This window comes from Sphingomonas echinoides ATCC 14820 (assembly GCF_000241465.1).
Classification (GTDB): Bacteria; Pseudomonadota; Alphaproteobacteria; order Sphingomonadales; family Sphingomonadaceae; genus Sphingomonas; species Sphingomonas echinoides.
Window position 1 is genome coordinate 198492 of record NZ_JH584235.1, and the last position, 7272, is coordinate 205763.

6 protein-coding genes are annotated in these 7272 nt (G+C 64.4%); 5 read left to right on the forward strand and 1 reads right to left on the reverse strand.

The annotated features are described in order from the left end of the window. Nucleotides 1-29: 29 nt before the first annotated feature. Genes ON00_RS00725 through mmsB form a run of 5 tightly spaced genes read left to right on the forward strand, consistent with a single transcriptional unit; the run spans nucleotide 30 to nucleotide 5425 of the window. Complete coding sequence (locus tag ON00_RS00725; RefSeq protein ID WP_010402470.1) at nucleotides 30-1529, forward strand: CoA-acylating methylmalonate-semialdehyde dehydrogenase; 1500 nt, start codon at nucleotides 30-32, stop codon at nucleotides 1527-1529. Between the two features lie 2 nt (nucleotides 1530-1531). Further along, nucleotides 1532-2677 (forward strand): acyl-CoA dehydrogenase family protein, encoded by a 1146-nt coding sequence (locus tag ON00_RS00730; RefSeq protein ID WP_010402471.1) that lies wholly within the window; start codon nucleotides 1532-1534, stop codon nucleotides 2675-2677. Continuing rightward, entirely contained in the window at nucleotides 2674-3729 is a 1056-nt protein-coding gene (locus ON00_RS00735; RefSeq protein ID WP_010402472.1) for an enoyl-CoA hydratase/isomerase family protein, read from the forward strand. The genes ON00_RS00730 and ON00_RS00735 overlap by 4 nt, the downstream gene beginning before the upstream one ends. Before the next feature lie 4 nt (nucleotides 3730-3733). Beyond that, the gene (locus tag ON00_RS00740; protein WP_010402474.1) at nucleotides 3734-4516 is read left to right on the forward strand and encodes an enoyl-CoA hydratase-related protein; all 783 of its coding nucleotides are present in this window, start codon (nucleotides 3734-3736) and stop codon (nucleotides 4514-4516) included. 36 nt (nucleotides 4517-4552) lie between these two features. After that, nucleotides 4553-5425 (forward strand): 3-hydroxyisobutyrate dehydrogenase, encoded by an 873-nt coding sequence (gene mmsB / locus ON00_RS00745; RefSeq protein WP_010402476.1) that lies wholly within the window; start codon nucleotides 4553-4555, stop codon nucleotides 5423-5425. Nucleotides 5426-5925: 500 nt separating this feature from the next. On the opposite strand, the gene ON00_RS00750 is transcribed toward mmsB, so the two are convergent. Beyond that, on the reverse strand, nucleotides 5926-6906 hold the full coding sequence (locus ON00_RS00750; protein ID WP_010402477.1) for a hypothetical protein: 981 nt from the start codon (nucleotides 6904-6906) through the stop codon (nucleotides 5926-5928). Nucleotides 6907-7272: the final 366 nt, after the last annotated feature.

Sequence of the window (7272 nt, forward strand, 5' to 3'; positions counted from 1 at the left end):
GCGCAATCGTCTCATCGAGGAGACTTGGAATGCGCACGATCGACCATGTTATCGTAGGCGGAGGCGGCGGCACCGCCGCTCGAATGGGCGATGTGTTCGACCCCAACACGGGCAAGGTCCAGGCATCGGTGGCGCTCGGCACGCAGGCCGATCTCGACCGTGCCGTGGCCGCCGCGCAGGCCGCGCAGCCCGCCTGGGCCGCGACCAACCCGCAACGCCGCGCGCGCGTGATGTTCAACTTCAAGGCGCTCGTCGAAGCCAATATGGACGAGCTGGCGCATACGCTCTCGTCCGAACACGGCAAAGTGATCGCGGACAGCAAGGGCGACATCCAGCGCGGTCTGGAAGTCATCGAATTCTGCTGCGGCATCCCGCACGTCCTCAAGGGTGAATATACCCAGGGGGCGGGGCCGGGGATTGACGTCTATTCGATGCGCCAGCCGCTCGGCATCGGTGCGGGGATCACGCCGTTCAACTTCCCGGCGATGATCCCGCTGTGGATGTCGGGGGTCGCGATCGCGTGCGGCAACGCCTTCATCCTGAAGCCGAGTGAGCGCGATCCGTCGGTGCCGGTGCGGCTCGCCGAACTGTTCCGTGAAGCTGGCTTGCCCGAGGGCATCCTGCAGGTCGTCCATGGCGACAAGGAGATGGTCGACGCGATCCTCGATCATCCGGCGATCAGCGCGGTTAGCTTCGTCGGATCGTCCGACATCGCGCACTATGTCTACAATCGCGGCGTCGCCGCCGGAAAGCGCGTCCAGGCGATGGGCGGAGCAAAGAACCATGGCATCGTGATGCCCGATGCCGATCTCGACCAGGTTGTCGCGGACCTGTCGGGTGCGGCGTTCGGGTCGGCGGGCGAGCGATGCATGGCGCTGCCCGTCGTGGTGCCGGTTGGCGATAAAACCGCCGATGCCCTGCGCGAGAAACTGATCCCCGCGATCGACGCACTGCGCGTGGGCGTCTCGACCGATGCCGAGGCGCATTACGGTCCGGTGGTCAACGCCGCGCACAAGCAACGGGTAGAGAACTGGATCCAGACCGGTGTCGACGAAGGTGCCGAACTGGTCGTCGATGGCCGCGGCTTCACGCTGCAGGGACACGAACAGGGCTTCTTCATCGGCCCGTCGCTGCTCGATCGCGTCACGACCGATATGCAGTCGTACAAGGAGGAAATCTTCGGCCCGGTCCTCCAGATCGTCCGCGCCAAGGACTTCGAGGAAGCGGTGCGCCTGCCCAGCGATCATCAATACGGCAACGGTGTCGCGATCTTCACCCGCAACGGCCACGCTGCGCGAGAGTTCGCGGCGCGGGTCAATGTCGGGATGGTGGGGATCAACGTGCCGATCCCGGTGCCGGTCGCCTACCACACCTTCGGCGGCTGGAAGCGCAGCGCGTTCGGCGACACCAACCAGCATGGCATGGAAGGCGTCAAGTTCTGGACCAAGGTCAAGACGATCACCCAGCGCTGGCCCGACGGCGGGGTCGGTGACGGCGCCAATGCCTTCGTCATTCCGACGATGGGGTAGCAATGAGCGACCAGTTCGACCTGACCGACGACCAGCGCGAGATTCAGGAGCTCGCGCAGCGGTTCACCGCGGATCGCATCACGCCGTTTGCGGCCGAGTGGGACGAGAAGTCACACTATCCGGTCGATGTATGGAAGGCCGTCGGCGAGCTCGGCTTCGGCGCGATTTACGTGTCGGAGGAATCGGGCGGGATCGGGCTCGGGCGGCTCGAAGCGGCGTTGATCATGGAGGCGATGGCCTATGGCTGCCCCGCAACCAGCGCGTACATTTCGATCCACAACATGGCGACGTGGATGATCGACCGCTTCGGCGGGCAGGAGATCAAGGATCGATTCCTCCCCAGCCTGGTCAGCATGGACAATATCGCGAGCTATTGCCTGACCGAGCCAGGATCGGGATCGGACGCGGCGGCGCTCAAGACGAGTGCGCGGCTCGATGGCGACCATTACGTCCTCAACGGCACCAAGCAGTTCATCTCGGGTGCGGGCTATAACGACATCTACGTCTGCATGGTGCGGACCAGCGAGGAGAAGTCGAAGGGCATTTCCTGCCTGGTGATCGAGAAGGACACGCCGGGCCTGTCGTTCGGCGCGCCGGAAAAGAAGCTCGGCTGGAACGCCAGCCCGACCGCGCAGGTGATCTTCGAGGACTGCCGCGTGCCGGTCGAGAACCGCGTCGGCGCGGAGGGCGACGGGTTCCGCTTCGCGATGGCGGGGCTCGACGGCGGGCGCTTGAACATCGGCGCCTGTTCGCTCGGCGGGGCGCAGCGCTGCCTCGACGAAGCGGTCAAATATACCAAGGAGCGTCAGCAGTTCGGCACGCCGGTCGCGGAGTTCCAGAATACGCAGTTCATGCTCGCCGACATGGCGACCGACCTCGAGGCGGCGCGTGCGTTACTATATCTGGCGGCGGCGAAGGTGACCGCGAACGCGCCCGACAAATCGCGCTTTTCGGCGATGGCGAAGCGGCTCGCGACCGATAACGGCTCGTCGATCGTCGACCGCGCGCTGCAGCTGCACGGCGGCTACGGCTATCTGCGCGACTATCCGATCGAGCGTTTCTGGCGCGACTTGCGCGTCCACTCCATTCTCGAGGGCACCAACGAAGTGATGCGAATGATCGTGGGCCGGGACCTGACCCGCCAGTGACCGACGACATCCGCACGTACATCGACCGCTGCGCCGGGCGGCTGCGGCTGAACCGGGCCAGGGCGCTGCATTCGCTCAACCTCGACATGGTGCAGGCGATGACGCGGGCCTTGCTCGACTGGCGCAGCGATCCCGATGTCCGCATCGTGCTGATCGACCATGCCGACGGTCGCGGTTTCTGCGCCGGTGGTGATGTCGTCGCGATCGCCAACGACGTGCCCGCGGGCGCGACGGTTGGCCGCGATTTCTTCTTCCACGAATATCGTCTCAACCATCTGATGTACACCTACCCGAAACCGGGCGTGGCGTTCATGGATGGCGTGACGATGGGCGGCGGTGTCGGGATCTCATGTCCGTGCCGCTATCGCGTCGCGACCGAGCGGACCCTGTTCGCGATGCCCGAGACGACGATCGGGCTGTTCCCCGATGTCGGCGGCGGGCGGTATCTGTCGCGACTGCGCGGGCGAAGCGCGCAATATCTCGCGCTGACTGGCGCGCGGCTCGATGGGGCGGATTGCGTCGCGCTGGGGCTCGCCAATTTCTACCTGCCGTCCGAGACGCTGGAGGAGGTGAAGGCGCAGATTTGCGCGAACCCGGAAAAGACCGAGTCGATCCTCGCCGGCGCGGCGGTGCCGGCACCTCCCGCGAAGATCGTCGCGCAGCTGCCCGACATCGACCGGCTGTTCGCATCGGACGACTACGAGACCATCCTTGCCGCGCTCGAAGCCGATGGCGGGGAGTGGGCCACGCAGCAACTCGTGACGCTCGCGCAACGTTCGCCGACATCGTGCAAGGTGTCGCTCAGGATGCTGGTCGAGAGCCCGCGCCATCTTCATTTCGTCGACGAGATGCGGATGGAATTCGCGATCATGGTTCGCCTGTTTCAGTCGGCGGACTTCGCGGAAGGCGTCCGCGCGCTGCTGATCGACAAGACCGGCGACCCGCGCTGGACGCCCGCGACGCCCGCCGCCGTCACCGACGCGATGGTCGACGCCTATTTCCAGCCGCTCCCCGCCGACCAGGCGTGGACCCCACTGCCTGCCAAGGAGTGATGCGATGGCGACGTACGAAACCCTGTTGGTCGAGCAGCGCGAGGGCGGGGTCTCGCTGATCACGATCAACCGCCCGCAGGCGTTGAACGCGCTCAACGGTCAGGTACTCGCCGACCTGACAGCGGCGTTCTCCGCTTATGCCGCCGACGACACGCAGCGTTGCGCGGTCGTCACCGGCAGCGAGAAAGCGTTCGCCGCCGGCGCGGACATCAAGGAAATGGTCGACAAGGCCGCCGCCGACTTCTTCATCGAGGACTTCTTTTCCGGCTGGCAGGCCAATCTCGTCGCCACGCGCAAGCCGTGGATCGCGGCGGTCGCCGGGTTCGCGCTGGGCGGCGGGTGCGAGCTCGCCATGATGGCGGATTTCATCCTCGCCGCCGATACCGCCAAGTTCGGCCAGCCCGAGATCAAGCTCGGCGTCGCGCCGGGGATGGGCGGGTCGCAGCGGCTGACGCGCGCGGTCGGCAAGGCGGTCGCGATGGAAATGTGCCTGACCGGACGGATGATCGGCGCCGAGGAGGCCAAACAAAGCGGCCTCGTGGCGCGGGTCGTGCCGGCCGCCGAGCTGGTCGAGGAGGCGGTCAGGACCGCGCAGACGATCGCGGCGATGCCGCCGCTCGCCGCGATGATCAACAAGGAGATGGTCAATCTCGCGTTCGAGAGCGGTCTCGCCCAGGCGATCCAGATCGAACGTCGGCTGTTCCAGATCCTGACCGCGACCGACGATCGCACCGAAGGCATGACCGCGTTCATCGAGAAACGGCCGGGCGTCTGGAAGGGCCGCTAGGCCCGCACGAGAGCGAAAAGTAACGGGAGAATGAGGATGGCGCGGATAGGCTTTGTCGGTCTCGGCAACATGGGCGGCGGCATGGCGGCGAACCTCGCCAAAGCGGGCCACGATGTACACGCGTTCGACCTGTCGGCCGACGCCCTCGAACGCGCCGTCGCGGCGGGTTGCCGCGCGGCGGGCAGCGCCGCGGCTGCGGGCGAGGGGGCCGAGGCGATCGTCACCATGTTGCCCGCGGGCAAGCATGTCGCGCAGGTCTATCACGACAGCGTGTTCGGACAGGCGCCGGCGTCCGCGTTGCTGATCGATTGCTCGACGATCGACGTCGCCACCGCAAAGCAGGTCGCCGCGGAAGCCGCGGCGCGCGGCTATGCCGCGGTCGATGCGCCAGTGTCGGGCGGGATCGCGGCGGCCAATGCGGGGACGCTGACCTTCATGGTGGGAGGATCGGACGAAGCATTCGGCCGCGCCAAGGTCTTCCTCGACACGATGGGCAAGGCGGTCATCCACGCCGGCGCATCGGGCGCGGGGCAGGCGGCGAAAATCTGCAACAACATGGTGCTGGGCGCGGAGATGATCGCGACGTGCGAGGCGTTCCTGCTCGCCGACAAGCTCGGGCTCGATCCGCAGAAGTTCTTCGATATCGCCAGCGTGAGTTCGGGGCAGAGCTGGTCGCTGACCAGCTACGCGCCCTGGCCCGGCGTCGGGCCGGAGACGCCCGCCGACCGCGATTATCAGGGCGGATTCGCGACTGCACTGATGCTCAAGGATTTGCGCCTCGCGATGGAGGCCGCATCGTCGGTCGGCGCCGACACGCCGATGGGCGCGAAAGCGAAGGAATTGTACGAGGCGTTCGATCAGGAGGGGAACGGGGGGCTGGACTTCTCGGCGATCATTCGCACGCTGTAGGGTACGCACGTCGTCCAGTTGTCCCACCGCGGCCGAGGTAGCGGTGATCGGTTGGAGTATTCGACAAGCCTGTTGATTGCTGCTGGCCAGGGGGCGGCGACGAGTGGCGCCTCGGCCCGCTGGTCGCGGGCGCGATCTGCAAACAACGTCGTGAACCCCTTGGCGCGGGAAAGGGGTTTACCGTTCATGTCTATCACGCTCGGCCCGTATCGCGCGTGTCCGAGCCTGACACGCGCCGACGCTAAATTTCGGCCAGGACCAGATGCCGCCGAGCCCGGAGCAATGGCATCGCAGTTCGACGTCCGTGCCGTATTCACCGTCTTCGAACATCTCGACCCAATCAGCATTGGGACATCGCCGGCAGACGATGCGCGTGTCAGGCTTGACCGTGGCTTTCGACCCCAGAATTACCGGGCTAACCGGATACTCGTGATCAACAGGCATATTAATCCCTAATAGATTTGCAGGGCAGCGGGCGCTGGGCGTCAGTGGCGGTATGATTAAATCACCGCGTCCTTCAGTCGGTCGATCATCGCTTGGAACCGGGGATGGTCGCCGACCTGCGCGTAAGCCGAAGCGTATCCTTGCGCCCTGATCTGACCTTTAAACCGCCAGCGATCGCCCACTTTTACGAAGTCCGTCAGGATCGTCGGATATTTGCCTAGCCAACCTTCCAGCATCTGGATCGCGACATCGTTGACGTCGGCATCAATTGCGGGATCGGTCGCGGCCGCATTGGGCGGGATGTGCTCGGGAGCGGGGACGGGAAGCGGGTGCGTCCCCAACTCCTGCGCTGGAAGTATGGAAGCCGTGTTCCGTGCGGCATCCAGTTCTCGGACAAGCCACTGCTCGACCTTTTCGCGGCACACAGGATCGATTAGATAGGCGTGCAGGATACGCAGGTCGCGGCTCGCCTCGCCGGTCGCGATGATCTGATCGATACGCTCGATGGCGGTGTCGCGGTCGGTGTAAATCAGGCGGATTGCACGCTGCTCGACGGCGCTGAATGCAACCAGACGAAGATGTTCGCTGGCGATGCTTTTGACCGCGACGTGACGCTCGGTGATCGTGCCGCGTTTGCTCGGCGGCAGTGACTTAATGATCCCATCGAAACAGGCACGTGCGATGGACAGGCGGTGGAATGCCCATCGCATTTCCTCGATGGCGGAACTGCTCGCCCGGTTCTTCAGATAGGCGTCATGCGCTTCAATATAGGCGGCTTCGGCACGACGCAGCTGGCTGATCGTCGGCTCGATCTTGAACGCCGGGTTGCGGACCATGGTCGCAAGCTCGCCGGATAGGTTGACGCCTGCGACAGTGCTGACGAAGACGCTTTCGACCGTGAGACCGACCCGCTTGTCGACGGGCAGTTTCTCAATGGCCTCGGTGATGCGGGCTTCGATCCCGTCGAGCCGCGCTTCGTTTTGCCGAAGCCCCGAAAGAACGTGGTCGATGATCGCTTGTGTAAAGGGATAATCCATAGTCGCTACCTCCCCATGAGTTTTGGGAGGAGAGATCAATTTTCGGCAGTCAGCTCATCGCAGGATATGCACGGCTGATCGGCGAAATGGTCGGTCGAGCCGCGACGGGTAGCGCGTGATGCGCCTCAAGATATCGATTATGCCAGCCCAATATCCATGTCCCGGCCGCAGCAGCCAAGACCCACAATATCTGCGCAGCAATTTTGGTATGGCCAGCCGAACTCGACCGATATCGATTCCGGCCATCCAATATCCTCTCCAATAAGGCATATTCATACTGCCAGTTCGATATAAACTATTCTAGTATGTACTATTTTTCTTGCGCAAAAGGCTGACACGATCTTGATCGTATCAGCGTTGCGGCTT

Bases quoted from the DNA above. Each gene is read 5' to 3' on its own strand.
- ON00_RS00725 (WP_010402470.1), top strand. From the start codon at position 30: ATGCGCACGATCGACCATGTTATCGTAGGCGGAGGCGGCGGCACCGCC.
- ON00_RS00740 (WP_010402474.1), top strand. From the start codon at position 3,734: ATGGCGACGTACGAAACCCTGTTGGTCGAGCAGCGCGAGGGCGGGGTC.
- ON00_RS00730 (WP_010402471.1), top strand. From the start codon at position 1,532: ATGAGCGACCAGTTCGACCTGACCGACGACCAGCGCGAGATTCAGGAG.
- mmsB (WP_010402476.1), top strand. From the start codon at position 4,553: ATGGCGCGGATAGGCTTTGTCGGTCTCGGCAACATGGGCGGCGGCATG.
- ON00_RS00750 (WP_010402477.1), bottom strand. From the start codon at position 6,906: ATGGATTATCCCTTTACACAAGCGATCATCGACCACGTTCTTTCGGGG.